The following is a 24,965-nucleotide window of genomic DNA, read 5'->3' as shown; positions in this document are numbered from 1 at the left end:
GGGTTAATCTTTAGAGATAAAATATCTATACTAGTTAAAAATTATATATATAATTTTTAACTAGTATAGATATTTTATCTCTAAAGATTAACCCTAATAACTAAACACTTAATCTAAAAGTACCAAATTTAACCCGGAAATCTGAAGAAAATTTAACTCGAAAATCTTAAATTCCCAAATTGTGAATTTTTGAATTAAAGTATCAAAAACTATTATCTTATCTTTTTTAAAGATTAAAATAAAAATTGATAAGTTCAATTGATAAATCAAAAAACCCGAGTATATTTATAATATTATATACATATTCAGGTTTTACAAACTTAAAAGGAGTTGAAATATTCATGAACAAATTATCAATATTTATTATTTTATTAATCTTTTCATGCAATTTAAGTAATTCTGATCAAAATAATCAACTAAGCATATCAAATAAAGAAAAAATAGTAAAATATCTAGCAAATGGGTCTCAAACAGATATTCAATTTTCAAACGAAATTCAAGCACTAAAAGATACGCGCACCATCACCAGCGCTAATTCACCTAATTCGCCTTTCAACTATCCAACTTATATTCAAACTATCTTGAAAATAGAAAAACAGATTGACGGAAAAATTAACATTAATGAGGTAACTAAAAAAAATGGTAAAGAAACTAAAAAGCTTTTAGAAATTCAAAAAGAGAATATTTCTCAACTTAAAGATGCAATTCAATATGGCGGAAGTTTTAAGGCTAAAGATATTAGAGAAAATCAACCCAATAAAGAACAAGAATTTTCTATTTATATCAGCAATTATATAGAATACGTACATTTACAAATGCCTATCATTATTCAATCTACTGATAGTAGTATTTATCATAACAACTACATAATAGACGGTAATAATTTGTTAAGAATTATTAGTAATTTATAAAAAATCTTTACAAATTAGAAAAAAACTAAAAGTTATCACCCAATAATATTGCGGGGGACATACACTATATAAATATATATGTGTGTATTCTATGCTTATAAACTTTATAAACATTCATATTATTCTATTATTATCTATCTATAAATTTAGTAAACTTAGGTATAAAGTCCATAGTTACAGTAGCAATAGGCCCATTCCTATTTTTAGCAGCAACTATCACTTTTAGTGCAGTCAATTGAAATGTTATTATACCACCTATCCCCTTCACTTTCTTGATACAACAACAACATTCTGCATCCTACTCTAATACCTCTCCCCCGATTCCCTTAAAGTTTACAAACTAAGGTCCCTACCCTCGGCAACTTCTGGTTAAGTTGCGATAAAACTACCATTGGGATTTTAAGCTCCGAAGCAAGTGTACTATAGCACGGCTTTCAAATATGAAGCCAGCTCCTCTCTGCTCAAAACAGGGAATATTATTCTGATGCGGGGATAATTAAGCCAATATAATCAATGAAAATAAGTTGAATATCATAAATTCTTTTCATTTGCCCAGCTTGAGCCCTTAATTCATGAATTCTGTGCTTCAATGTAAAGAGGAAAATTGACAATTTTAGAAATTGATTTATTATAGCTAATGAGCTCGTTTTTTTTCCACTAAGCTTATGAGGTTTGTGATATTCAATAATGCAAGAATTAAGCGATATAAGTCGCTTTACAATAGACTTGCTTGACATTTCAAGTGTAAAAAATCTAACACTCTGATTTTGCCTAGCACATATGTTATTTACCATGTCAAGCACAAAAGCCGTTTTACCAACACTAGGCCATGCTCCAATTATTACAAATTTTCGATTTACCAAACCCCTGTATAATTCTATCAAGGCCCTTAAAACCACTTTCTATGCAATTTTTTTAATCAAATTTTCATTTTAAACATCATGTTCAACTTTTTTTATGACATCACTTACATGTGCTAAATTTTTGTTTCTATAAGTTAATTCAATTGGATTTACCTTATTTTGTGCGTTATCAAAAATATTCTTTAAATCCATTGATTTATCTGTAGCATCTCTAATGATAGCGTTAGCAACGCTAAGGGCTTCACGCCCTATGCTATATTCCTTTATAATACGAATATATGGGTTTCTATTATAGAACCAACTAAAGTATCTTTTGATATAATCTCAACATATTATTGATATCAAAAGTCCTTAAGACTTTACCAAAACTTTTATCTTTTACAAGCTCGTATCCAACACTACAACAGGGCCAATAGGCACACCTTTTGCATGTAACAATCAAAAATTCTATTATTTATATCAAAATCAAAATTGTGGGGTTTAAATAAAGCAAAACTTCCTCAATTTTAACCGTGTTATTTAGCAAACTACCAATTACAGCACTTTCCGAATCTCTATTTAAAAGGCAACGTTTTTCAAAAACATCTTTAATAAAAAATTCATTTTTCATTTTTAGAGATCCCCTTAATTAGCCGCAAAGCTCCTTTAAAATATACTCTACAGAGATACTATACTCAACTTTATGAAAAATTCCATTTTCAACAAAATAACCCTTTTATTCTTCAAACATAATAGGTTTATCTATTTTGAGATTAATTTTTTAAGTAAAGTTTTTATCAATTTACTTATACATAATCTCGTACTTATCTTTAAATTCACCTACTAAATCTAAAAAGTCACTACCCTTGAAATTGGGACTTATAAACCATATTTTGCTCTTATACTTTGATTTGAATTTAGCTATGTATAATTTTAATATATCTTTTAATATCATATTACTTTATAAGGTATTTAATATAGCACTCAAGATTAATCAATGTATTTTTTGCGGGTAGTTAAGTTATTTAAATGTTCCTCTAGTTCAATTAAATAGTTTGGTAGAATTTTATATTTTTTTTTGTTAGTTTGATTTTTTGATATTCCTCAAAACTTCTTTTATAGCTAAACCTGAATTTCTCTTTTTTTGGATCAATTTTTTTATCTTTTTTTGCCACATTTAAAGTATTTTTTTGTTCTTTTTTTATAGAAAAATTTTCTATAGGGAATTCCTAATCTTATTATTGTCTTTTCTATATTTATATAGAAGTATAGAATTCGATAGTGGTGAATTAGACCTTAAAAAAGTAAGATTGCCAATTTCTTTTTTGAAAATAGAAACTATTATTTTATCTTGCACATATTCTTTAATTTCATTTTCAATAAAGTTTCTTATAATTGCTATTTTATTTTGCAAAATACTATTATTTATTTTGTAAAATAAAAAGCCCCCATTGTCTTTTCCCAAACTTTTAGAAAATGAAACTACCAAATTTATTTTTATAAGTTTTTTGATATCTTTTTGTATTATTCTTTTAGCGACTGGTTTATTATTGTGTTTTGCTAGTATTGAATTTAAACCAGTGATTATATCTCTAAGTTGATATGTTTTTAGTTTTTTTGATTTTATATATTCGTCGTATTTTGCTTTTAAAACCCATGAAACTTTTAATAGTCTTTGGCATTCTATTTCTTTTTTAAGAAGATGAGAACTAAGTCTACGATTAGAATTTCTTTTAGTTAGTATATTTTTTTAATTCTTGACAATTTGAATGTTATATAATAATCTATTATTATATTCTTTTTGTAAAATCAAAATAGGCTCCTTTATTGATTTTAGTTTTTACGACTTTCATAAACTAAGGATGCTTTTTTTTGATTTAAATGCAAACCCCCTCAAGAGCTTAAATGCTATTAAAGAGGCCCTGTAGCCTTAATTTTCAATTAGCTTAAAATATTTGGGATTTTTCAAGGGGTTAAATTAATTGTAACTTCTATTCGAAAAAGCTGTTAATTAATGACACAGTAAGAGCTGCAATACTAAACCATTTTATACTCATCTAAGTTAATAAGTAGACTAAACTGGTTTTATACTATCTAAGTTATTCTCATTATATCAAAAATTTAATCAAAGAATTGGTATTGTTTGTGATATTGTGCTAATTTTCATTATTGAATGTAGGAAAAACTAACGCAAAAGATAAACAGAGTTAAAATTATTTTTTATATTATTATTACTATTATTTGTAATGGACTGTGAACTATTTGTAATAGAAAAAAACAACAAATTCACTTCTTATAGGCGCCTCAAATCTTAACAATAGGATCGATGAAATTGAATTTAAAAATTATAAAAAAAAGTAGACTTATTAAAAGAAGGCTTAAAATATATAAGTAATGCTAGGGAGCTCTAAGAAAAATTTTTAAATTTACACAAACTTTTTTACAAGAGAAGCTAACAGCCAAACTAAACGCTTTAAAAGCAGTAAAAAAGATATTCGGGGGTTTAATGTGAGCAATAATAATGAATACGAAAAGAGCAAAATCAGGATACGATCAAAAGCGTTATCGGTTGGGGCAAACCAATCTCATTGCACTCCATGCTACCCACAACACAAAAAAACTATCTGATGACGTATATTAACACGCATAAACGACATAATAAGGCAGAGAAATGCTTCCAAAAGAAGTTGAACCTCAAAAAAGTTATCAAAACAATTCATTATACAATTGGCGTACAAAAAGAAATAGACAGCATAATTTCAAATCTAAGAGAGCTTAATGGAAACTTCATAAACCCTACATTAAAATCTGCTTAGCACAGCAAAGTAATTCAAATGATATTTTAATAATAAATTCATCTCCAAAAATAAAATCTAAAAATTACGCTACTATTTAATTATCAAAACTTAATTATTAGGGGGTAATAATATGAAAAAAATTTTTACATTATTATTAATTTTTAGTTTAACAATGCAAATCTTTGCACAAGATAAAATTGAAAAGGTGTTGGGGATATTGCAACCATAATGAAATATGAAAGCTAAAAAGCACCCGCACTTGTACCACTCATTTTGAATGGGATTGTAACTTTAGGAATAGGATCTTTTGTTCAAGGAGATTATATTGGCGGTGGTGCACTACTTGGATCTCAGGTACTTGGGGGAATGCTTGTGATAACTGGAATGTTTGTTGGACAAACACAAAACGCAGCAACAGCAATAGGATTCACACCAATGAGAATAGGATATCTAACGATTACAGCCCTATATAGCTGGACTAATTATTCCATTTACATTTGCAAATAGACACAATGCTAATCTTAAAAAAAGACTTGGCATTGAGCTTGCGGGATTTGAACCCAATTTTGACATTAAAATAAACAGATTCCAGCTGTAGTTTAATAAAAGTTATTTAATAAATGAAAAACAATAACTTTTATAATCTAATATTAAAAATCAATTTGTTTAAGAAGGGAGCATTAATGTGAGCAATCTCTTCCTAAGCTTATCAACGAAAGTGAAAAAACATTAATAAAGTTGTTGCTCTTATCCCTTTTATCATTATATTATTATCAATCGGAAATAAACATATAAAATAGCTAAAAATCATTTATCATTGATAAATGATTAAGCTTTTTAAAAAATTGTAATTTATTTAATCTAATGATATAATTAAACTATATCATTAGATTAAATAATGATATAAGGAAAATAAAATGAAAACAAAAAATAAATACCCTTTTATGGTATTTTTAACATTTTTAATTTTTATTGCGGCCTGTAGCCAAGACAGCCAAAATAAACAGGATAAAGTATTGAACTATTTAGAAGATGCGGATAGTCCAAAACTAACTCCAACTACGACAGTCAATATTGACTTTCATTCTGGATTATTGTTCTTAGACAGCATTAGATCTGCGCATGAAGCTCTTTATAAAGCGGATTTATTAGAAAGTACTAATTTTTTCAATTATGAAGTAATGAAAAGCCAAAGAGACCAACATGGCTTGCCTTCAAAACCACCCGCTTATATTTACTATACAAAAGCGCCCAATGAAAGCACATTTTTTACAATAGCAATACATACACCCCACTTTGGTGGTCCACACTTAGGACAATTAGAAATAGTGATAAGAGCGCACGATCTTGCTCCTCAAGGATTTCTAGTATACAGAGTTAACCATCATGAACGAACCAGCAGCAACATTAATAGACGATATTATAGGTTTTTTGATTCTACAATAAAAAATATTCACAGAGCAGATACTAGCAATATAAAACTAAAAAATCTCAGTGGATATCTAGAAAGCAAAATATCTAACACTATATTGGACGATAGGGGTAAAATCACTAAATTTGTAAATACAGTTCTTAATGCATTACAACAAGAACCCGAAGACGCTACACAATTAACACCATATTTTTCAGAAGCTGTGTCTGCTATAGTTTTTTCAAGTCTCACCCCCTTATTAGACTATAGAATTCGAGATGGAATTGCCAATGTCGTTAGAACTGACTATTTATCAAGCGCACTACCAATTCCTTATTATTTAAATTTAGTGAAACAATGGGAAGGAATAAATTACTTGCAATACATTAAAGAAAATCCATCTAAAGATGTCAGACATGGTAAACCGGCTATAACCCCCGAAGAACCATTGGTTTTTATGAATATAATCAAGTATAAATAATTATACTACAGATAAACTGCTATTTCTATAATTAAAGATTACAGAAATAGCTTCTTGTATCTTTCCATGATGGCTTTTTAAGTTCTACAAGAACAGACATCCATCAAAATATGATCCACAAGCTTTGCTTCAAGCAATTCTTGCCTTAGTTTTCATTTCTTTATAAGAACAGACCTTACGATTTGGGCTTGCATTTATATCTCTATCATGCAAAGCACTGCAACTACTACTCTACCTAGTATCACTTAATTTTAGAGCTGTATTTTTAATACCATAATTACTACATAGTTTCCTTAATAGAAAATATCTATCTACTTTATGGAAAGAGATCCTTACCACTCCGATTTATACGATAATTGTCTTACAAGCTCATACCATCCTAAATCTTAATACTTTTACCAAACATTCCTTTTTACACGCCTTTAATTGATAAGTTTTCTATTACTATGTTTTTATAATTAGCTATAAAGTAATAAAATAATTTATGTAAAAATCTTTTCTTTGATATGAAATTTTATTATGTAGCTTAACGCCTATTAATCTAGATTAGCTCTATTAATAGCGCCTTTTTGTTTTTTTGATAGTTTTCTTTGGCATTTCTTAAATTTATTTTCATTTTTTAGCAAATATTTAGAGTGATTAGTTTTCTCACCCTCACTACTTACTAAAAATGCCTTACACCGATATAAATACCAACTACCTCTTTTTTATATCATCTTTGACTTTATTGTTATTTTTAGTATCTAAGCATTCCACCAATACTGAAATATAATATTTATTATAAGTATCTTTTTCTACCACTACATTTTTAATAATTTCATTGCTCTTAATGTTCCTATGTAGAAATAAATCTACAAACCCTGTTTTAGGTAGCTTTATATAATCATTTTCTATTCTTATTGATTTTTTTTGATTATTGGTTTTGATAATTAAATATCAGTTAAATTTGTGGAATTTTGAAGTGGACGAATTTCTATTCCTTCAATATTATTTGAATAGTTTTACTATGCTAAGCAGATTTGAACAAAAAAAGCATTCCAATCTTATGAAAAAATTAGGAAAAAGGTTTTAAGCATTCTATATAAGAAATTGGATCATAGCACATAACATCTAAAGTGTCTAGAACAAAAAAACTAATCTTTGGGCAAGTCGGCTAAAATTTGTTTTAATATTTGTTTGACCATATTTACTTTATCCTTAGAATAAAATTTTTAAAACCTATCTCTAGCCTTTTCTCCATATTTTTCAGTATAATCAATTTTATCAGAATCTATCTGTATTAAATAATAAAAAATTCGAGCCGGCTCACCATCTATAAGACAAATTATTGCCTCAAGATGCAAGCCTGAAATTCCAGGAGTTAGTAATTTGTTTTTTATAATATAACACATGAATCAAGAGTATCTAAAAATACACTTTTTCTTTAAACAATTTTTCTTAAACGCTCTCTAATTGCTAGGGCATAGGTAAAAAAATGCTTTTATCATACTCATCTTTAAAATCATAATTATCTAGCCTTTTATTAATGAAATTAAAATCTTCTTTAGAAAATTTTTTTAGCTTTTGCATAATTACCTTCTACACTCTTTTTTGTAAGTTTATCCATATGGACATTTAAATTAAATAACAATAACAATAATAATAGTAGTAGCAGCAGTAGCGTAAACTTATTTTTTTCATATCATACTCCCTAGTTTTAGTATCTACTATTTATCAGTAATAACAGCACAAATAATAAATTGCCCTAATATTTAATTATCAAAACTTAGTTATTAGGGGGTAATGCTAATATGAAAAAAATTTTCACATTAACATTAATATTAATTTCTGGTTTAACAATACAAATCTTTGCACAAGATAAAATTGAAAAAAGTGTGGGGACAGGGAAGCAATAATTAAATATTAAAGAGAAAAAACACCCGTAGTCGAGCCATGGCTTTTGAATTTCTTTTTGCCTTTTAGAATAGGATCCTTTGTCCAAGGTGATTATATTGGTGATGGAGCAGTGCTTGAATACCAATTATTATGAGGAAAGCTTTGGATAAATAGAGCGATTATTAGTCGGACAGCAGACAAACCAGCAATAGCAATGCCCAAACCCGCAATATCGGGAATAGAAATATGCACAATTATAGCATTCTGCATAACCTCGCTTATTATTCCATTTACATTTACAAATAGACATAATGAAAATCTTTAAAAAAGACTCGGCATTGGGATTGTGGGTTCTGAAAACAATTTTGATATTGGAATAAACAGATTCCAACTGTCGTTTTAAAAAATTATTAAATAAATATAAGACAATAATTTTTACGATCTAATAATAAATAGACTTTATTGAAAACTTTAAATTTAAAAGCGATCAACAAAATCTATTGCTGGGTTTTAAATTGACAATTAGGATTGTACTAATATGAAAATATAATCATTAATGGTTGTACAAAAATTTTTTGAATTTTACAAGTAATTACTTAAATGTTTTGCTTTGTTTTTTATTAAACCTTAATATTCTTAATATATTAAAAGATTTTAGAAATAGTAGATTTTTCAATCTCATTATATTTTTTAAAAGTTCGTCTTAGTCCTTTATTAACAACTCTAAAATCAATTGCGTGTTTGAATATTTTTGTGTAGTAAATTTTTCTACCATATGCTTATACTAATTATTGAAGATACTTTTTTGTTTTTTATTTTCACTGCTTTCTATATTTCTTATATGTTTTCCTTGCTTCTTTAATTTTTATAACACTGAATTCAGTTTTTTACCCTTATATAATAGCCAAGTAATCAATTGTGGGCTTGTTTTCCTTCTGTTTCCATTTTAGAAGAATTATAAGTATTCTTAAATACTCCTGCAAGAACGTAGAAAGCTATTTCGTATGGTTCGTTGATTTTGCATGAGGTGGATTTTGTTTTTATATTTTAATAGTTTTTTATATATAAAGTTACATTTTCAGTAGGGTTTAAGGGGGTTTTTATGTCTTCATTTTAATTAAATATATTTTAACACTAGAAAAATAGGAATTAATTAAATTATATGCATTACTTTTTACTTTATATATAAAAAGTTTGTCCTTAAATTGATTTATATTATTTTGGAAAGTTAATATCCTCCTTTCTATAATATGATCACGAATTAAAAGTCTTAAATTTTTTCTTAAAGTTCGAAGTGCAGTATCTTTATATCCTAATTTTTTTAAGAACGAATTTAATATATTTAGTATATTTGTCTGCTGAGAATGTTAAGCTCTTTTATTTTTTCATCTATAAATAAACTTTATGAATATCCATTCTATATAATTCTTCAGACTTAATATTAAAGTAATTTATTATGCTAACTATTTTTTAAGCGTTTATTTTTTGGAAGTAATTTTTTAGTTTTGGGTTGATATTTGCGGGTATATAAATTTAATTTCATTTTATTATCTCCTTAAGGATGTATGTTTTATATTATATTTATAACATAAAACAATATTTAACCGCCTTGTAAACCATTATTTCTAAATCAAAGATTATAGAAACAATGGTTTACAAAAAATTAATAAAAAAATAATAAAATATTTAATTATGCATTGAAATTAATTAAATGTTTTGAATATAATAAAGTTATTATTAATAATAATACACTGAAAATGGAGATGAAAAATGAAATCAGTTATATCTAACAATAACCACCAAACCGATAAAAACAAACTACTTAGTAAAATCTGCCGGCTGAAAAAAATTATTTCGGTTATTATTTACTTAAATAAAGAGTTTGAAAAAAAATACAACACCTCAATTAATAAAGAACACTTTACTTCTGAAAAAGTAAAAGAACTTCGAATTCATCATCAAGGAGATATACTTCGCGTACTAAACTCAAATATACATAAAGAAAATAAAAAAGAAACTACAATTAATACTCTAAGAATAGATTTAAGATTTTTAGTTAAACTAAAAGCATTAGAAAAAAGAATCCTAACATTTTCAAATAACTTTGGAGAATTTAAAGGAAAACTCTGTATATATAAAACGTCACATATTGCACACAAATTGATTGATGCATATTTTAGCAGCACTAAAGCAGACTTAATTAAGAAAGTAAAGGAAGAAAAAGATAATTTAAAGAAAGGAAAAGGGTCTTTTATCGCTGAAAATATCGCTGAAAATATCGCTGAAAATATCGCTGAAAATATCGCTGAAAATATCGCTGAAAATATCACTGAAAATATCACTGTATATAATAAAAAATTTATAAATATAAATAATAAGAATTCTATAGAAAAATCTTTCTTCAAAAGAATTAAATCAATAATTTCTAACACCAAAGAACCAATTAAAACACTAAAAAATACGTTATTAAACTATAAAGACTTTAAAAATTATTTAAGATATGATTATGAGGCGAAAGACATTAAAGAATTTTTCATATCTAAACTAAACCTTTATAAACATAAAATCCACTTTATGAGAAAAACCGCGCCTTATAAAACCGATTTCTACGTTCTTGCAGGAGAATTTAAAGATACTTATACTACTAAATGGAAAGCAAATAAAATAACTAGCTTCTCTGGACATGCTGGTGTAATAGCTAATGATATTTTAGCTAACATTTTGACAAAAGGAATAAAATTTGAGTAGATTGCTTAAAAAACTAAAACAAAAAAAAGCTTCAATAAAGATCAGCAAAATTTCAATTAAAAAAGACATTTTTAGTAAAATAGAAAAAATAGACGACAAAAAAGTATACTACACAAAAATATTTAAACATTTAATTGATTTTAAGGTTACTAACAAAAAACAAAGATTAAGACTTGTCTTTCAAGAATTTAATAATAATAATAAAGATTATTACTTTTTCAATCTTTTTGCATTAGAAGAAAATGATAAATTTTTAGGAATAAAATATGGATGGGATCGTCTCGAAAGACCTTTTTTTCTTAAAAAAGAAGATAATAAGATTTATGCAATAAAAAAACTATATCACATAGAGTTTAGGTTTAAAAAAGGATCTATTAAGTCTTATTTATTATCTTTAAGAACCTTGTTGAGAAAAAATGAAAAAGAAAATACCGAATACTATCAGTTTACGCTAAATCATTTAGAAAAAATGGAAAGCAAGGTATACAAGTTTTATGATAAAAAATTACCAGATGGAGGAATTTTAAAAAAATGGATATTAAAAAATCAGATATCATAACAATGGCTTCAATTAAGGGAGGAGTCGGTAAAAGTGCACTTTCTATACTTTTTTCTTATGTATTAAAAGAATTGGGCAAAAAAGTACTATTAATTGATTTAGATCCGCAAAATTCTTTGACCTCTTATTTTAATAGATATATTTCAAACATTGAGAAATATAATGTTTACAGTATGTTAAAAGGAGATTTCCATTTTAATGAATGCATTAAGAAAATTAATGATTATATATCTATAATTCCTTCTCACCCCATTTTGGGAAGATTTAATTCAGAAGCCATTGATTATAAAGAAATTATTTTAGAACATCATTTAAATGAAAATATGCAAAATTATAATTTTGATTATGTTTTAATAGATACTCCCCCTAGTTTAGATTTTCTCTTAAAGAATGCCTTAAATGTTACGGATTATATTATAATTCCAGTTCAAGTAGAAATATGGTCAATAGAAAGTTTTACCATTTTGATTAATGCAGTTAATGATATTACAAAATTTAGAAAGAAAATATACAACATTTCTATCGTAGAGAACCAGTTTATAAAAAATCGAAACACGATAAAAGAAGTGGAAGATTTGCTTTATAAAGAATATAAAGAATATATTAAAGGCAAGATCCATTTTTCAAATAGCATAAAAGTTCTTATAAACGGACGATTAGAACCCTCTGCAAAAGAAATGTATCATAAAGAAATAAAAGATACTTTAAAAAATATTTTTTCTTTATAGTTAACATTTTTGTTAATTATAATATTGCTTGTCTAGAGTTGTCCGATATCGGACAGGTTGTTTTATCATAAAATTATATAAAAATAGGAGAGAAGAGTGGGAAAAAAAGAAAATAAAAAGCATGTAACTTTATATAAAAGGGTTGAAATCCCTACAGGCGAAGAATTGAATTTAGACAATAATCAAGATGAGGAATTTAGAAATTATAACGAACTAAAAGAACAGTTAAAATTAAATTTGAAATCCGATATTAATAATAAAATTCAAAGAATGAAAATTCTACACAAAATTAAGCAAAAAGAACTTTATAAATATGACGGTTTTAAAAGTTTTAAGCAGTTTATAAAGTCTTATGTAATTGCCAAAAGTCAAGCATATATGTATTTGAAAATTTATGAGAAAGTTTTAGAAGGGGTTATTTCTATTGAAAAAGTTAAGGAAATGGGGTTTGTAGCTGCATATAAAAATATACTAAAGAACAACTCGTCATATGTATATAAAGAAAATATGATTGAAAAAAATATGGGAGAAGATGGTGATAGTCAAAATATGTATATTAAAATTTTAATTAAAGATAAAGAGGTTTATGATTTTTGCAAAAAAGATACTAAAAGAATATCTTTTATTCTAGAGGGGCTCATTAAAGATAAAAAAAACATCTTATCAGATATCATGATTGAGTATGAAAATTATAAAAAAGATAAAAAGAAAAAAATGAACTCTTGATAATAATTCTATATTATATTATTATTAAATTAGGTTAGAGAACCTTTCTCTCTCCGTTTTCAGTAGTAAAATATTTGCCCATAGGGGCTTTTTTTGTGTCATACTAGATTATGAACTGCTATTTCTAAAATGTCTTTGGATTTATTAATATTAAGTATTATATTTAAATAAATTTAAATGCATCAATTTTAATATAATATTTATTATTCCTTTTAGGAAATATAATCTATGTTTAGGAGAAAAGAAATATATTTTTTGTTATTTTCGTTACTTTTATTTATGTTATCAATTATAATTTCTCACGGAATAAAAAATATTGGTATTAAAAATGAAAATTATATTACAGTTAAGGGTCTTGGTGAAAAATAAATTTTATCAACATCTTCTCTTTGGGAGTTTAGATATAGCTTGACTGGTAATACTATTAATGATATTAATAAAGCAAATAATTTAAACTTGTCTAGGATTAAAAAATTTTTTTTAAAACATGGATTTAGCGAAGATAATATAAAAATGGGATTTATGGAATTTAATGAAGAGACCTATAAAGAAGCTCTTTATAGGTATAGAGCATATATATATCTTTAACTATTCATACAAAGAATATCGAGAAGATGGAAGCGGCAGAAAAAAATATTGCTGAGCTTTATGATCAAGGCATACTAATTAGTAATGGCGGAGGGCCAAGATATTATTTTGACAATATTAATGATATAAAACCCGAAATGTTAGCAGATTCAATTAGAAATGCAGAATTGGCAGCTTTGGAATTTGCAAAACATTCAAGTTCAAAATTAGGGAAAATTAAAAATGCAAATCAAGGATATTTTGAATTTCTTCCTATTGATAGAAGCTTAGGCGCCCATGAGTGTTGTCCAAAAAAAATATTAAGGATCGTTGCAACTGTTTCTTATTATTTGGATTGATGTTTAGTTAACTATTATTTATAAATAGAATTATAGAAATAGTTTTCAACTTTATTCCATGACAGCTTTTTAGATTATAAGAACTGTGTCACCCAATATTGCATGATCTACAAGCCTAGCTTTAATACTTTTATTTCTTTACTTTATATGTTGTCATATTGGAAAATATATTTCCACCTAAATTTATAAGCTTTGGCAATTAAATTATAGATGGAGAGACCTTTTAATTTTAGCTAATTAGTTAAAATGTTTGAGTTTATTTAAAGTCATATTAAATTCATAGCTTCTACAATTAGAAAAAATTAAATCTTAATTTTTTCTAATTGTATTTCTCTAAAATGGGGTTTTTCTATACCAGCTTTTGCAGATTTAATTTCAGCTTGAGGGTCTTGCATTGATATTACTTTTAGTTTATTTGCGGCCGATTGAACGCAGAGATAAATAATTTTTTGAATATTAGCAATATTGTTAATATGGGAATAGACACTTATTCTGTATGTGGAATAATATATTCTATTTTTGTAGCTTATATTATGCTTATTTTTAAAGAAGATACTATTGTATTTTTAGCTTTGGTTCTAAAAAAATAAAAATTTAGGCTCTATTGAACTTGGGAAAAATCAAAATGCTAATAAGAGTTTGGATTTTTATCCCCTTTTGCCTGTAAAATTGTTGAGTTTTTCTTCTTATTCTTTGAAAGATAAAGAATATAATTTATTAAAATTTGAATTTTCAACTTCTATTTTAGAAGAGATCCTTATTTAAGGTGGGAAAACTTCTTGAATTAAAATTTGAACAAAATCAGAGAATTCATGAGAGGATTATTGTTGATAAAAATTCTATTAGAAGACTAAAAATTGATTTTGATAAAGTTTTTTCAAGTTTAATATGAAAAAGTATAAGTGCATAGTCAAAGATTTGTCTTATGGAGGTGCTTTAGTGATTGTTTCTTTTGAAGGAGATATTAATAAAGATATAGTTGTTGATTTAATTTTTAGTTTTGAATTTATGGATAAAGAGATTTTTATTGGAGGTAAATTAAGAAGATCAGGCGCTATTCAGATGTCTAGTAGAAAGGTTTTTGCGCTTGGCTTGGTATTGCTTTTATGAGGATAATATACCACTTGAGTATACTATGATAATCCATAATTATTTAAATTTTTTTGAAGATTGAAATTTTTTTATGTGAAGATTTGCTAGTAATGCTTAGTTTAAGCTTGTTTTATTGTGTTTACTTGTTTTTTATTGAAGTTGAGAAAGTTGTTTATTTTAAAATAGTTTATTTATATAACTGTATACGTAAACTTATGGATACAGTTATATAAATAAACATTTGTTATTTGTGCTGTGTTTGGATTTTTAATTCTTGTAAGCATTATACAAGAATTAAAAAAGTAAAAGATTTGGAAATTGATTTTGCTGAGAAATATAGAGAAAAAGCTAAAAATAAACTTGAGTAATCTTATTCTAGAGATAAAGTTAGTATATTTAAATAAATATTAAAAACAAATTTTGTTTTATTTGTCCAAAGATTAGGTTTTTAATCAAAACCTAATCTTTGGACATGTTTTGATTATTAATAAAAGCTAAAAAAGATTTACAAACAATATAAACGAGGCTTAAGTATAAATTATGAAAATTAATGACATTGTAAAAAACAAATGATCCCAATATGTCTCTTTATAAGAAACTATCAAAAGACTTTATAAAAAAGAAAATATTAAGAAGATGCAAGATTTTTTGTTTTTGTTAATAATAGATTTTCTTCCATAGATAATAATTCAATAAAAGCAAATGTAGAGTCTTTACTAAAATCTATATTTGAAGAACTAAATTATTCAGTGGAGCAACAAAAATGTAGACAAATATAAGGAGTGAAGTTTAGAGCAGACATACTGCTTTTGAAAATGATAAAGACAATGTAGATTTTAATAATAAATTAGAAGAAGCTAAAAAAAATAATGAGCATATTTCGGTCGAAGATGTTTTGCTTATAGCAGAAGTTAAGTGTCCAGCATTTAATTTTGATGCTAAAGATAAAGTAAAAGAAGCAGCAGATCAGCTATATAGATATCTAAATCAATATCAAAAACAGTATGGAATACTTTCAAATGGAAAGGTGTGAAGATTATATGATAAATCAAAGGTGTTTTATGGAGAAAAAAGATACATTGAATTTAATTTTTCTAAAATTAAAGAAAAAGAAGAGTATCAAGAACAGGAATGGTTTGTTGTATTTAGCTATCTTGTGAGAAAATAAAGATACCTAAATACAAGCAATATAATAGCAGTTGAAAAAGAACAAATAGCCAAAGAAAAAGAGATAATTAAAAAAAACTTAAGAGAGATATACAAGGAATTTGAGGAAGGAAAAGATATAAATAATTTAAGAATAATATTTTCTTTAATTAAACTTTATTTATTATCTTTTGATAAATCACTAAATATAGAATTTAGTGATTTATAGCTGTAATTAATTTAGTTGAAAATATTTTAGATAATAAAACTTCTAGTGAAAATAAAGAAAAAATAGATAAAATTAAAAAATTAAGTAGCTACTATAAATTTTTCCACTATGGAATTGAGTTTCCATATATTCAGGAAGGATTTGATATTGTAATTGGAAATATCCCCCATGGGAGAAAACCAAATTTAATGAAATAGAGGGTTTTTCAAAGAATATTCCTAGTTACAGAAAACTAGGAATAAAAGAACAAAATAGCATAAAGCAAAAAATACTTAACAAAGATAATCATCTTTTTAATATTTAATACAATGAAGAAAAAAATAGTATAAGCAATATTAATAATATTTATAAGAGTAATTTTAAAGACTTTGCTAGTGGTGGTTATCTAAATCTTTTTAGATACCTTGTTGCACGTAATTTAAAATTAATAAAAGAAAAGGGTATTTTAATTTATTTAGTTCTTTCAGTTTTCTGGAATCAATATAGCTTTAGAGTACTAAGAAAACATATATTTGTTAACTATAAACTTAATTATATTTATCAATTTGAAGATCAAAAAAGATTTAAAGATGTGAATTCTAATTTTAAATTCACCGTATTTCGACTTAGTAATAGCAAAATCCCCACATCTAGTTTTAGGGTAAAGTTCAGGATTCAGAATAGTAATAACATTTTAAAGAAATAACTGATGATTTAAAAGATGAGAAATGTAATCCTTATAAAGGGATTGAATTGAATATAAATCAAATTAAAAAACTATCTCCTATTCAGGAATCAATAATAGAATTTAAAGATAATAAAGAATTAAGCTTAATTAAAAAAATGTTAAGTCAATTTAGTGTTCTTAGTGAAAAATATATTAATTTTAAAAGAGGGCTTAATATTAAGAATAAACTTTTATTAAAAGAATATAACAATGAAAATTTTGTATTTTTTTATTCTGGAGCTAATATTCGTCAGTTTAATTTAAGATTTTTTGAAGATAAAGATGCAAAAGAAAGTTCTAAATTACTATGGATAGATAAAGAGGACTTAGAAAAAGTATTAATCAAAGATGATCGATGTCAAACTCAAAGAATATGTTATAGAGATATTGCAAACAGTATGGATAGAAAAAACATGATTAATTAGCACCTTGTTTCCTACTAAAATTAGATGCTAAAGATAAGGTTTTTAAAGAAAAAGAAAAAGACTTTATTGTAGCTAGTCTTTATTTATTAACCAAAGAAGATTTTGGGATTTTACTTAATGACTTTAAGGTGTTAAAAGATAAAAAAAAGGAGAAAGATATATCTACCTTTAATAGAGGGGCATGAGAATTTCTGTAAAACTAAATTAAGTGGCGCGAGAGCATGTCAAAATAAAAGTTGTTTAGTGGGCTGAACTATTTTTACTTCTTATTCTTATTAAGAAAGACTGTTTAGTCAATTTTTTTATTAGTCTTGTTAAAATTTATTTTTTGGTTTGTATAATTAAGTGGCTTTTTGCAAAAATGGCAATTTTTTTATGTAAATCTTTTGTCATAGCTTTAAATTCTTTTAATAATCAAACATACTTATCTGACTTTTAAGGTAAGAAAATTTTATTTTTTTATTTAATTAATTATAGATCATTATTTACCGGGTACAAAGAAGCCAACAGTTTATTTTTATTTGGCTACTATTAATTACCTGTGTTTATATCATTTTTATGCTTTTTTTATTGTTTTAGGACTTGAAAAAATAAAAAAGCATATGTTCAGTAAAAAGACTTAGATTTAAATAGAAATATAAGCAAATTAGGCAATAATGATATTTTCATTAGAATTTTTATGATAGATAAGGAAGCATATGAGTTTGTAAAACAAGATACAAAAAGAACATATTATATTTTAAAAGAACTTGTTCAGAGTAGAAAAGATTTTTTGTTTGATATTGCAACTAAATATAATAATGAAAAAAAGTAAAATAAAAAACTTTGTTTTATGGCATGAACAATGAAGATTTAAAACAATAATCTTTAGTAAGCAACTTGTATTGCTTCTTTAAATGAACTTTTAATGCTTTCTAGTGCACTTTTTAATTTTTCTAAACTACTTTCAAAACCTCTGCCCTTATCTATTGTGTTTGGTACATTTACAGTATTAAATGGATCCCCACCATTTCCCAATAATTTGATAAGGGCTCTTCCATCTTCAAGGTCATCGTCAAAGTTATTAGTCATTTCTTGATATAAGTCATATGTAGGGTCTCCAATTTTATCTCTAATGTCGTCTCTATTTGTTAAATCAATTCCATCTTTTATATTTTTAAGGATTTTGTTTATCTTTTCTATAGCATTTCTAAGTTCTTTTTTTATTTTATTATCATCAACATCTTCTTCTCTTTATTTTCTTTATTTTCTTTATGATCTATTGGATGCGTGTTAAGCATGCTGTTATTAGGATCGTAGCCTTGCATTAATTCTTTATCTAAAAATCCTTTAACTTTTTTATCTACACCTTGTTTTAATCTGCATAATTTTTGCAAGAACTTATCAATGTAAAAAAACACAAATAATAAGCATTGTTTTATTCATAAATGACCCCTTAAGTTATTTTATTAAAAAATAATACAATGTTTAATAAATGCAATATTAATGCACTATTTTATTAATTATTAGTAAATAAATACTATTTATTAAATTTTGTTTTATAGCATGGGCAATGAAGATTTAGAATTTTAATGTTTCTATTTTTTCATTAATGCGTTTTTATTGTTAGTTATTGTAAAACCAAAATTAACTTATAGCTATTTGAGTTTGTATTTAATATTGGTTTTTATTTTTTTAAATTTTATTAATAAGTGTTTATTTTGTTTAAGTTTTTGAAATTTATGTTGCAAAAAATTCTTCCAATTTTGTTTAATAAAGGATTATATTGAAGAATATAAAAATATATTAAAGAAATTTTTAGAGACTGCAAGAATTGCATAGTAAAGTATAGGGAATAAAAATGAAAAATATTATTTTAAGAGAAAGAATCATTTCTAGTGAAATTGATAAAAGTGTAAAATCGTCTAACATAAATCTTATTAGATATAACGAAGAAAAGAAAATTATTTGAAATTAATAAAAAAAACTATTTTTTTTATTAAATAGCAGCCATGAAAATTTTGAAAGAAATTAGAGATAAAAAATATTATGAATTTGATAGATACAAAGCTTTCAAGGCATTTACTGAAAGTTATACGGTGGCGATTGGCAGAAGACAAATATATTTTTACTTAAAAATAGCTTTAGCTATGGAAAAAAGTATTTTAGAAGAGAATTTTATTCTTAAAAATGGAATTAATAGAGTTTTAATGGAAATTAACAATCAAAATAAGAAAAAGTTAAATAAAACTAAATCTAAGAAAAAAGAACTTAAAAGAATTGATTTCAGAGTTGAAAAAGAAGAAGCTTAAATTTTTTACAAAAAAATGATAAATTTTTGGGAACTTTAATGTGTGAGTTGTTTGAAAAGGAAAAAGACTTAATTGGGAAAATAATAGAAAAGCAAAAAAATTTAAATGTAAGTAGAGATAATTTGAAGAATATGCACAAACTCGTTGCAAAGAGTTTGTAAATTCTGAAAAAATTACAAGCAAATTATATTACTGAAATAGTAAAAAATAAGAAACTAGTATATCTAATAAACAATAGAATTATAAAAAAAGCTAGTTAGAATAAATTCATTTAAATCCTTTAGCAAGTAATTTAAAGTTCAAAAGTAACAATTTTTTTATTGTTTAGAAAAGAAATTTTGATATGTTTTCCATATATAATGGAAACACATCTACCTATTTAAAATTAAATGCTATTGAAAATTTATGTTTTAAAAGACATGAAAAAGCTTATTTATAAGCGTTATGAGTCGCTTTCAGATATGGAAAATGATGTAGAGCCGATATCTTCATTGTCTCCACTTGCAACCCAAAACATTTTAAATAGGTTCTTTTTTAATCTGGGCTCAAAATCTAAAGAATTAATCAACCTATTCCGTAAAATTAAAATAAAACTGGGTAATAATGTGTTTGAAAATAAGGTTTTCATATTCTATTATTGTATATAAGAAATAATTTAATTCTAAATAAAGTCTTTTTAAGTTTGAAAGTGAAAAGTTGGGATGATTTTTTTATTTGTAGACTTGTCCTATATTTTGATTTTAATGGCGGTTACATATTGATTTATCAAAAATTTTAGAAAATAAAGGAAAATTTATAATTAAGATTATTATTAATATAATGCATAATTTGTAATTTAAAATTGTTGTGCTCTATCTTATTAAGATAATAATACAATGATTTGGATGTAATTAAAATCTCTTTTTTAATAAAAAAAATTTTGATGAAGTCCACAAGTAAAAGAACACCTGTAGGGCTATTACTTGTGGACGTGTCTTATATTATGTTATAAGTTGGTGATTATTTTTAATAAATCTTCTACTTTTATTATATATGATTCAGAAAAATATTTATAACAGTTGGGAGGATTGCCGTCAGCATTTATGGTAATTAAAGGTAGTCCCAAATGCGCATGTTTTTTAAATTCTAATACTTTAATAAAAGTGAATTCCATATTTTTACTTTCTATAATATTGTTAGAATCGCTGAAATCTCTAATATCTTTAGCCTTAAACCCGTCTTCGTATTGAATTATATCTTTAATTCTGGAAATATCCTCCTTTTTAATTTCTAGAAGATTTTTAATTTTGCCATTTTCTTTAATCGCCCCATTAAGAATAATGTTTCCGTCAATTTTTTTCTATTTTCAATATAGTTTTATTATATTTTTAATTAAATATTTTACATAATGCTTAAGAAACTTGTAAAGATTTTTGTTTTCATGTACACAAAAAGAAAAAAAGGGGGAAAACAATTTACCTTGGTTTTCAATGCCAATGCTTTTAAATCAACGAGTTAAGATACCGCATATGCCACACAACTTTATCAATTTTGAATTATATTAATTGCTGAATTTTTGTTTCCATTATTTTTGCCTTTGCTTTTCTTATTCAGTTTTCATCGTTCATCAATAAAAAGTTTTAATTTTTCTTTTGATAAATTTGAATACTTATCAAATATTAATCTAATAGCATCATTAAATAGATATGGAAAAATTTATCGGCAGTTCACATAGCCTATCCTATAATTTCAATATTCCTTTTATAGCCATTCGAGGAATATTGAACATAGTTGCCGATGAGTATAATACTGAAAATTATAAAAAATTTATACGAAAAGCTTATCTAAATTCTAATTTTGGTTATTTTCTGGATTGGTATTGCTATTTGGTTTTGGATTAACATTGCCAAAAGGTGCATATGATATGCAAATTGAAGTTAATATTGCTGTAATAACGTTAAGCTTAATAATATTTAATTTAAAGTTTTTCAAAATGCTCTCCTTATAAATTTGAATTCAAATTTATTTGATATTGAAAATTTAATTTCTATTGCATGTTTTTAGCGTGGATTTAGATTGTACGAATAAAAAAAGAGAAGAATTAACTTCTCTTTTAAAAAATATCAAGTGTAACTTATTAATTTTTGTTTAGATTAATCAGCTTGATTGAGTAGATTAAGAGCATAGAAGTATTTCTCTTTTATGTGGTTTGCTAGCGCTTCAACATCTGTTTTAATGTTACCAGAATTTTTATTGTAAGCTTCAATGGTTGCGTTTAAGGTTTTAACAAAGTTTTGTTTTATCTTTAAATCACGTTCTACATGTTGTAGCAACTTTTCGGCTTTTTCTTTACTTAGAGTGCGTAATGCATCTTTTATTTTTTTTAAATGCATATCTTCTCGTTGAAGTTGAATATCCCTTGATGTTTCGAGAAATTTACCAGCTATTCTTCGGTTCTTAGGATTTTTATCAAGTTTTTCAAGAATTTCTTTTAATGCCAATATTTTTTCTGTATCGTAATTTAGGGATGGGTAAATTATTCTTTTTAATTTCATTTTTGTATTATGCATAAAAATATCATCTTGTTGAAGTTTAAAAGTCTCTAAGAAATCATATTGAGTATCATTAATTTTAGCTATTTGTGTATCTTCTTCCTTTTCTTGAGCTTCCACATCTTTACCAATGTTTTCTAATTTTGAGATTGCAGTTTCTTCTTGAGGATTTTGATTTGAAGATTTTGAATTTTGAGATTCATTTTCAAGATTTTGGTTATTTTCTGCTGAATTTTCTGAATTGGTGTGACTGTTTGTTTTTTTTAGATTTCTAGAATTGTTGCTTCGCTTTGTTTTTTTTAGTTTTTTAGAGGTGGTAGGATTTTTTAGCTTGTTTGGATTAACATTGCCAAAAGGCGCACATGATATGCAAATTGAAGTTAATATTGCTGTAATGACGTTAAGCTTAATAATATTTAATTTAGGGCTTTTCAAAATATTCTCCTTATAAATTTGAATTACTAAATATTAATTTTAATCCAAAATAATAATATTACAATTTAATATTATTGTCAAATAATATTAAGCTTATTTGATATTAAAAATTTAATTTATATTGATGTTTTTAGTTTGGTTTAGATTGCATGAATTTTAAAAATAGAAGTTCATTCTTCTCTTTTTAAAATATTAAGTGCAACAATTTGTTTGGATTTAACTAAAAATAACAAAAAATTCTCCACCTATAATTTCTATGAAATTTAGGTGGAGATGAATTTGCTAATAAATAGATTTATTTTGATCTTGAATATACTTTTTGATGATATCAATAGAACTTCTCCAGTAGAGATAAGGCAATAACTTCTAGACCAAAAATAAGGTTTTAAGTAATACTTGTCTAAATACGTAGAATATTTTTTTCTTATAAGCCTTGAAATACTGTTTTTAGATTGTTGATGAATTTAGAGGTTGATATTTAGGGTAATACTAGGTGATAATTAATTAAATACACAGCGATTATTAAAAGCTAGCTTCTGTGACATATATACGTTAGGTATAAATATTATAAAATAATATAATGTATCCTAACTATAATCAAAAAAAAATTTTTCAAAAGTATTTAGATGTGTAAGATTTTTGTATAACAAAATGTTAAGTGCTAAAAAAGATTATTATGAAAAAATAAACAAAGTCTTATTAGCTATCCAAGTAAATATAAAGAAGAATTCCTATTTTTAAAGGAAGTTGATAGTTTAGCTCTTTGTAATGCTAATCTTGTCTTAAGTTCTTTGCTTTTATCATCCCTAAATCTACATTTCCCTCTTTAGTAAATTTGTATTTTGGGTAGTTGTTAACTATAGATTTAAATTAAAATATTTTGTTTCTTTAAGGTATTATCTTAATTTAAGGCAATATTCCTTTTAGAGCAATTAAGTTTATGGTAAATTTCAGTTCCAGAATTTACTCTCAAATTTTTATAGTAGTTGTTTTCGACTTTTATTGTTCTTGTATATTTCGAATATTTGCTGTTTATGTACTTTAGCGTTGAGATAAGAATATTAATTTATGCTGGAACTTGTTGTGGCAATTTGTGTCTTTTTGATTAAAAAATAATCTACAAGAAAATATATAAGAAGAAATTAACTTTATAAAAAATAATATAAATACAATTGTTCAAGTGATGCGTTCTAAAATGAGCCAGCTTTATACAGGCAGTGCGATTATAGGTCACTTAATATTCTATACCCTAAGATTAGGATTCTCTGTGAAATATAATCGCGCTGCCTGTATAAAGCAAATAATCAATTTTTTAGCTCAATTGTTTATAAATGATAAAATAAAATAATGGAAACCAATGACATTGTAAAAACAAATGATCCAAATATATCTCTTTATAAGGAGTTATCAAAAGACTTTATAAAAAAAGAAGATACTGGCAAAGTAAAAAGCTTTTTTATTTTTTTAAAAAATAAAATTCAAACCATAGATGATAATTCTACAGAAGCAAATATAGAATCTTTACTAAAATCCATATTTGAAGAATTATCTTATTCAGTAGAACAACAGAAAGGTGGTCAAATAGACGGAGTAGAGTCCAGAGTAGATATATTACTTTTTGAATGTGATAAAGAGAGGATAAATTTTAATAAAAAATCAAAAGAAGCTAAAAAAAATAATGAGCCCATTCCAACTGAAGATATCTTACTTATAGTAGAAGTTAAAAGACCTTCTTTTAACTTTGAGGCTAAGGACAAAGTAAAAGAAGCGGAAGATCAACTTTATAGATATTTAAACCAATATCAAAAACATTATGGAATACTTTCAAATGGAAAGGTATGGAGACTTTATGATAAATCAAAGGTGCTTTATGGAGAAAAAAGATATATTGAATTTGATTTTTCTAAAGTTAATAAAGAGGAAAGCTACAAAGAACAAGATTGGTTTTCTTTTTTTAACTATCTTATAAAAAAAGAAAGATTCTCAAAAAGAAGTAATGTAATAGAAGTTGAAAAAGAAAAGATAGCTAAAGAAAAAGAGGTGATTAAAAAAACCTTAAGGGATATACTTTATGAAAAACCGGACGACTCTATAGTATTTAAAAT

Annotated in this window: 24 protein-coding genes and 8 pseudogenes; 19 read left to right on the top strand and 13 right to left on the bottom strand. The window is 25.3% G+C overall.

Going from position 1 to position 24,965, the window contains the following annotated elements:
• Nucleotides 1–341 precede the first annotated feature (341 nt).
• On the top strand, nucleotides 342–911 hold the full coding sequence (locus tag HNQ06_RS05075; RefSeq protein WP_184107862.1) for a hypothetical protein: 570 nt from the start codon (nucleotides 342–344) through the stop codon (nucleotides 909–911).
• 476 nt (nucleotides 912–1,387) lie between these two features.
• On the opposite strand, the gene HNQ06_RS05070 is transcribed toward HNQ06_RS05075, so the two are convergent.
• From HNQ06_RS05070 to HNQ06_RS05060, 3 genes are all read right to left on the bottom strand, one after another.
• The gene (locus HNQ06_RS05070) at nucleotides 1,388–1,774 is read right to left on the bottom strand and encodes a DnaB-like helicase C-terminal domain-containing protein (protein ID WP_184107859.1); all 387 of its coding nucleotides are present in this window, start codon (nucleotides 1,772–1,774) and stop codon (nucleotides 1,388–1,390) included.
• Between the two features lie 454 nt (nucleotides 1,775–2,228).
• Nucleotides 2,229–2,384: a hypothetical protein gene (locus HNQ06_RS05065; RefSeq protein WP_184107857.1), complete on the bottom strand. Its 156-nt coding sequence runs from the start codon at nucleotides 2,382–2,384 to the stop codon at nucleotides 2,229–2,231.
• Between the two features lie 585 nt (nucleotides 2,385–2,969).
• Nucleotides 2,970–3,440, bottom strand: coding sequence for a plasmid maintenance protein (locus tag HNQ06_RS05060; RefSeq protein WP_343056774.1), 471 nt, complete (start codon nucleotides 3,438–3,440; stop codon nucleotides 2,970–2,972).
• Between the two features lie 1,241 nt (nucleotides 3,441–4,681).
• Between HNQ06_RS05060 and HNQ06_RS05050 the strand changes: the two are divergent.
• Both HNQ06_RS05050 and HNQ06_RS05045 read left to right on the top strand, forming a co-directional pair.
• A pseudogene (locus tag HNQ06_RS05050) lies at nucleotides 4,682–5,149 on the top strand (P13 family porin).
• A 319-nt stretch (nucleotides 5,150–5,468) separates the two neighbouring features.
• The gene (locus HNQ06_RS05045) at nucleotides 5,469–6,443 is read left to right on the top strand and encodes a hypothetical protein (RefSeq protein ID WP_184107856.1); all 975 of its coding nucleotides are present in this window, start codon (nucleotides 5,469–5,471) and stop codon (nucleotides 6,441–6,443) included.
• A 129-nt stretch (nucleotides 6,444–6,572) separates the two neighbouring features.
• Here the strand turns inward: HNQ06_RS05045 and HNQ06_RS05735 are convergent.
• From HNQ06_RS05735 to HNQ06_RS05920, 3 genes and pseudogenes are all read right to left on the bottom strand, one after another.
• Nucleotides 6,573–7,367, bottom strand: a pseudogene (locus HNQ06_RS05735) (RNA-guided endonuclease InsQ/TnpB family protein); the annotation flags it as partial.
• Between the two features lie 287 nt (nucleotides 7,368–7,654).
• Nucleotides 7,655–7,834, bottom strand: coding sequence for an exported protein A EppA (gene eppA, locus HNQ06_RS05925; protein WP_418909579.1), 180 nt, complete (start codon nucleotides 7,832–7,834; stop codon nucleotides 7,655–7,657).
• A gap of 64 nt (nucleotides 7,835–7,898) precedes the next feature.
• Nucleotides 7,899–8,012: a hypothetical protein gene (locus HNQ06_RS05920; protein ID WP_418909580.1), complete on the bottom strand. Its 114-nt coding sequence runs from the start codon at nucleotides 8,010–8,012 to the stop codon at nucleotides 7,899–7,901.
• Between the two features lie 221 nt (nucleotides 8,013–8,233).
• Between HNQ06_RS05920 and HNQ06_RS05915 the strand changes: the two are divergent.
• Nucleotides 8,234–8,721, top strand: a pseudogene (locus HNQ06_RS05915) (P13 family porin).
• A gap of 697 nt (nucleotides 8,722–9,418) precedes the next feature.
• Here the strand turns inward: HNQ06_RS05915 and HNQ06_RS05910 are convergent.
• Nucleotides 9,419–9,667: a plasmid maintenance protein gene (locus tag HNQ06_RS05910; protein ID WP_184107865.1), complete on the bottom strand. Its 249-nt coding sequence runs from the start codon at nucleotides 9,665–9,667 to the stop codon at nucleotides 9,419–9,421.
• Between the two features lie 421 nt (nucleotides 9,668–10,088).
• Between HNQ06_RS05910 and HNQ06_RS05020 the strand changes: the two genes are divergently transcribed.
• The 10 genes and pseudogenes from HNQ06_RS05020 (at nucleotide 10,089) to HNQ06_RS05795 (ending at nucleotide 18,417) form a co-directional block, all read left to right on the top strand.
• On the top strand, nucleotides 10,089–11,066 hold the full coding sequence (locus HNQ06_RS05020) for a plasmid maintenance protein (protein WP_184107854.1): 978 nt from the start codon (nucleotides 10,089–10,091) through the stop codon (nucleotides 11,064–11,066).
• Nucleotides 11,059–11,625: a DUF226 domain-containing protein gene (locus HNQ06_RS05015; RefSeq protein WP_184107852.1), complete on the top strand. Its 567-nt coding sequence runs from the start codon at nucleotides 11,059–11,061 to the stop codon at nucleotides 11,623–11,625. The genes HNQ06_RS05020 and HNQ06_RS05015 overlap by 8 nt, the downstream gene beginning before the upstream one ends.
• A complete protein-coding gene (locus tag HNQ06_RS05010; RefSeq protein WP_184107850.1) occupies nucleotides 11,598–12,353 on the top strand; it encodes a ParA family protein in 756 nt (251 codons plus the stop codon). Before HNQ06_RS05015 ends, HNQ06_RS05010 begins: the two co-directional genes overlap by 28 nt.
• Before the next feature lie 96 nt (nucleotides 12,354–12,449).
• The gene (locus tag HNQ06_RS05005; RefSeq protein ID WP_184107848.1) at nucleotides 12,450–13,079 is read left to right on the top strand and encodes a chromosome replication/partitioning protein; all 630 of its coding nucleotides are present in this window, start codon (nucleotides 12,450–12,452) and stop codon (nucleotides 13,077–13,079) included.
• 228 nt (nucleotides 13,080–13,307) lie between these two features.
• A pseudogene (locus HNQ06_RS05905) lies at nucleotides 13,308–14,005 on the top strand (SIMPL domain-containing protein).
• 425 nt (nucleotides 14,006–14,430) lie between these two features.
• Nucleotides 14,431–14,595, top strand: coding sequence for a hypothetical protein (locus HNQ06_RS05810; protein ID WP_281382046.1), 165 nt, complete (start codon nucleotides 14,431–14,433; stop codon nucleotides 14,593–14,595).
• 176 nt (nucleotides 14,596–14,771) lie between these two features.
• Complete coding sequence (locus HNQ06_RS05805) at nucleotides 14,772–14,897, top strand: hypothetical protein (protein ID WP_281382045.1); 126 nt, start codon at nucleotides 14,772–14,774, stop codon at nucleotides 14,895–14,897.
• Nucleotides 14,894–15,115, top strand: coding sequence for a hypothetical protein (locus HNQ06_RS05800; RefSeq protein WP_281382044.1), 222 nt, complete (start codon nucleotides 14,894–14,896; stop codon nucleotides 15,113–15,115). Before HNQ06_RS05805 ends, HNQ06_RS05800 begins: the two co-directional genes overlap by 4 nt.
• Nucleotides 15,116–15,637: 522 nt before the next feature.
• Nucleotides 15,638–17,855, top strand: a pseudogene (locus tag HNQ06_RS05900) (Eco57I restriction-modification methylase domain-containing protein).
• A gap of 427 nt (nucleotides 17,856–18,282) precedes the next feature.
• Nucleotides 18,283–18,417, top strand: coding sequence for a plasmid partition family protein (locus tag HNQ06_RS05795; protein WP_281382043.1), 135 nt, complete (start codon nucleotides 18,283–18,285; stop codon nucleotides 18,415–18,417).
• Between the two features lie 53 nt (nucleotides 18,418–18,470).
• On the opposite strand, the gene HNQ06_RS04980 is transcribed toward HNQ06_RS05795, so the two are convergent.
• Complete coding sequence (locus HNQ06_RS04980; RefSeq protein WP_184107846.1) at nucleotides 18,471–18,674, bottom strand: hypothetical protein; 204 nt, start codon at nucleotides 18,672–18,674, stop codon at nucleotides 18,471–18,473.
• Between the two features lie 131 nt (nucleotides 18,675–18,805).
• A complete protein-coding gene (locus tag HNQ06_RS04975) occupies nucleotides 18,806–18,979 on the bottom strand; it encodes a hypothetical protein (protein ID WP_184107845.1) in 174 nt (57 codons plus the stop codon).
• 615 nt (nucleotides 18,980–19,594) lie between these two features.
• Here HNQ06_RS04975 and HNQ06_RS05700 point away from each other — a divergent pair.
• From HNQ06_RS05700 to HNQ06_RS05695, 3 genes are all read left to right on the top strand, one after another.
• Nucleotides 19,595–19,894: a chromosome replication/partitioning protein gene (locus tag HNQ06_RS05700; protein WP_246343386.1), complete on the top strand. Its 300-nt coding sequence runs from the start codon at nucleotides 19,595–19,597 to the stop codon at nucleotides 19,892–19,894.
• A gap of 38 nt (nucleotides 19,895–19,932) precedes the next feature.
• Nucleotides 19,933–20,055 carry a hypothetical protein gene (locus HNQ06_RS05945; RefSeq protein WP_418909583.1) on the top strand — a complete coding sequence of 41 codons (123 nt, stop codon included), beginning with the start codon at nucleotides 19,933–19,935 and terminating at the stop codon, nucleotides 20,053–20,055.
• A 228-nt stretch (nucleotides 20,056–20,283) separates the two neighbouring features.
• Nucleotides 20,284–20,541, top strand: a complete 258-nt coding sequence (locus tag HNQ06_RS05695; protein ID WP_343056772.1) for a P52 family lipoprotein — start codon at nucleotides 20,284–20,286, stop codon at nucleotides 20,539–20,541.
• Nucleotides 20,542–20,879: 338 nt separating this feature from the next.
• Here HNQ06_RS05695 and HNQ06_RS04960 read toward each other — a convergent pair whose 3' ends face one another.
• The 4 genes and pseudogenes from HNQ06_RS04960 to HNQ06_RS05895 all read right to left on the bottom strand — a co-directional run bounded on the left by HNQ06_RS04960 (nucleotide 20,880) and on the right by HNQ06_RS05895 (nucleotide 23,288).
• The gene (locus HNQ06_RS04960) at nucleotides 20,880–21,047 is read right to left on the bottom strand and encodes a hypothetical protein (protein ID WP_184107844.1); all 168 of its coding nucleotides are present in this window, start codon (nucleotides 21,045–21,047) and stop codon (nucleotides 20,880–20,882) included.
• A 680-nt stretch (nucleotides 21,048–21,727) separates the two neighbouring features.
• Nucleotides 21,728–21,865, bottom strand: a pseudogene (locus HNQ06_RS04955) (complement regulator-acquiring protein); the annotation flags it as partial.
• Between the two features lie 161 nt (nucleotides 21,866–22,026).
• The gene (locus HNQ06_RS04950) at nucleotides 22,027–22,860 is read right to left on the bottom strand and encodes a complement regulator-acquiring protein (RefSeq protein ID WP_184107842.1); all 834 of its coding nucleotides are present in this window, start codon (nucleotides 22,858–22,860) and stop codon (nucleotides 22,027–22,029) included.
• Nucleotides 22,861–23,123: 263 nt separating this feature from the next.
• Nucleotides 23,124–23,288, bottom strand: a complete 165-nt coding sequence (locus HNQ06_RS05895) for a hypothetical protein (protein WP_425486283.1) — start codon at nucleotides 23,286–23,288, stop codon at nucleotides 23,124–23,126.
• Between the two features lie 152 nt (nucleotides 23,289–23,440).
• Here HNQ06_RS05895 and HNQ06_RS05890 point away from each other — a divergent pair.
• A pseudogene (locus tag HNQ06_RS05890) lies at nucleotides 23,441–23,633 on the top strand (helix-turn-helix domain-containing protein); the annotation flags it as partial.
• A gap of 574 nt (nucleotides 23,634–24,207) precedes the next feature.
• A pseudogene (locus tag HNQ06_RS04935) lies at nucleotides 24,208–24,965 on the top strand (type I restriction endonuclease); the annotation flags it as partial.

The sequence above is a fragment of the Borreliella lanei genome (assembly GCF_014205895.1).
GTDB classification, from domain to species: Bacteria; Spirochaetota; Spirochaetia; order Borreliales; family Borreliaceae; genus Borreliella; species Borreliella lanei.
This window is presented reverse-complemented; position numbering and strand designations above follow the sequence as displayed.

Bases quoted from the DNA above. Each gene is read 5' to 3' on its own strand.
- HNQ06_RS05795 (WP_281382043.1), top strand. From the start codon at position 18,283: ATGATAGATAAGGAAGCATATGAGTTTGTAAAACAAGATACAAAAAGA.
- HNQ06_RS05920 (WP_418909580.1), bottom strand. From the start codon at position 8,012: ATGCAAAAGCTAAAAAAATTTTCTAAAGAAGATTTTAATTTCATTAAT.
- HNQ06_RS05020 (WP_184107854.1), top strand. From the start codon at position 10,089: ATGAAATCAGTTATATCTAACAATAACCACCAAACCGATAAAAACAAA.
- HNQ06_RS05075 (WP_184107862.1), top strand. From the start codon at position 342: ATGAACAAATTATCAATATTTATTATTTTATTAATCTTTTCATGCAAT.
- HNQ06_RS05945 (WP_418909583.1), top strand. From the start codon at position 19,933: ATGTGTGAGTTGTTTGAAAAGGAAAAAGACTTAATTGGGAAAATAATA.
- HNQ06_RS05045 (WP_184107856.1), top strand. From the start codon at position 5,469: ATGAAAACAAAAAATAAATACCCTTTTATGGTATTTTTAACATTTTTA.
- HNQ06_RS04960 (WP_184107844.1), bottom strand. From the start codon at position 21,047: ATGGAATTCACTTTTATTAAAGTATTAGAATTTAAAAAACATGCGCAT.
- eppA (WP_418909579.1), bottom strand. From the start codon at position 7,834: ATGTGTTATATTATAAAAAACAAATTACTAACTCCTGGAATTTCAGGC.
- HNQ06_RS05695 (WP_343056772.1), top strand. From the start codon at position 20,284: ATGCTATTGAAAATTTATGTTTTAAAAGACATGAAAAAGCTTATTTAT.
- HNQ06_RS05065 (WP_184107857.1), bottom strand. From the start codon at position 2,384: ATGAAAAATGAATTTTTTATTAAAGATGTTTTTGAAAAACGTTGCCTT.
- HNQ06_RS05700 (WP_246343386.1), top strand. From the start codon at position 19,595: ATGAAAATTTTGAAAGAAATTAGAGATAAAAAATATTATGAATTTGAT.
- HNQ06_RS04980 (WP_184107846.1), bottom strand. From the start codon at position 18,674: ATGACTAATAACTTTGACGATGACCTTGAAGATGGAAGAGCCCTTATC.
- HNQ06_RS05800 (WP_281382044.1), top strand. From the start codon at position 14,894: ATGAAAAAGTATAAGTGCATAGTCAAAGATTTGTCTTATGGAGGTGCT.
- HNQ06_RS05010 (WP_184107850.1), top strand. From the start codon at position 11,598: ATGGATATTAAAAAATCAGATATCATAACAATGGCTTCAATTAAGGGA.